This window comes from Capnocytophaga sp. oral taxon 324 str. F0483, assembly GCF_000318315.2.
Lineage (GTDB): Bacteria > Bacteroidota > Bacteroidia > Flavobacteriales > Flavobacteriaceae > Capnocytophaga > Capnocytophaga ochracea.
In genome coordinates, this window is the sequence record NZ_KB291498.1 from 1 (window position 1) to 971 (window position 971).

The 971-nt window shown below is 40.4% G+C and carries 1 pseudogene; it reads right to left on the reverse strand.

The features are described 5' to 3' along the window. Positions 1 to 890, reverse strand: a pseudogene (locus tag HMPREF9072_RS02775) (hypothetical protein); the annotation flags it as partial. Between the last annotated feature and the right edge of the window lie 81 nt (positions 891 to 971).

Consider the following 971-nt stretch of genomic DNA (forward strand, 5'->3'; position numbering starts at 1 on the left):
GTTCCGTCTGAGCGCATCAAACTGGCTCCTACACTACTACTCCCTCCTTTATATGAACCTCCACCTGTATAAGAGTGATGATCTTCTTTAGAATCAGGGTCGGGAAAACCATTATTATTAGGTGTATAAGGGGTGTAAGACGGATAAGGAGTGTAAGAATTATTAATACGCTTTTTACGCTTTCCATAAACTGTTACTTCTTCTAATGGAATAGGATTGTCATCTGAACCTAATCCACCACCGTCACTATTAGCACAATCACAGTCGCCCTCTCCATATTCAGTTTCACATTCACATCGAATAGCAAAATGATGGTGACCATCTCCTTTTCTACCTGCCTGTGCTGCCTCCGTATCCACTACAAGTCTATACCTTCCTTTGTATTTAGGTACCAACTCGTGGGTAATAACCCCCTCTTTCATTCGGTAGGCAGAAATAAATTTTCCTTTGGGGGTAAACAAGTAGAAGTCAGCATTTACAATGCGGTTATCGCTCGTAAGGCTATCTACCTTAGTAACAAAAAGGGTTTGTTCGGTAATGCCATCTTTCTTCAAAAAAAGTATTTCGGCACTTAAGTCACTACCTACTATAGTTACCGGTATTTTAGAATAAGCATCGCCTACGAGCGTTTGTGTTTGCACAAAATACCGCCAATCGGTTTCTAATTCAATAAGCGGGTACTTCCTACGGCTTACGCTGTTAGCAGTGCGTTTCTGGTTTTCCGAAGCCTCAAAAAGACTCTTGGCTTCGTTTAAGCTCACTACCGCTTGTGGGTCTACGGTAGGAACAGGGTCTTGTTGTGGTGCCTCAGAGGCATCTTCACGTTGGCAATAAGTAAGCGCAAGGGCTACCAAAGCCAACATTCCAAATTTGAAAGTTCTTTTTCTCATAGTTTATTTATTTTTATTTTTGCCCCAAAAGTATAATGTATTTCTTTAAAAGTCAATAGGCAAAAGTAAATTTTAACATTT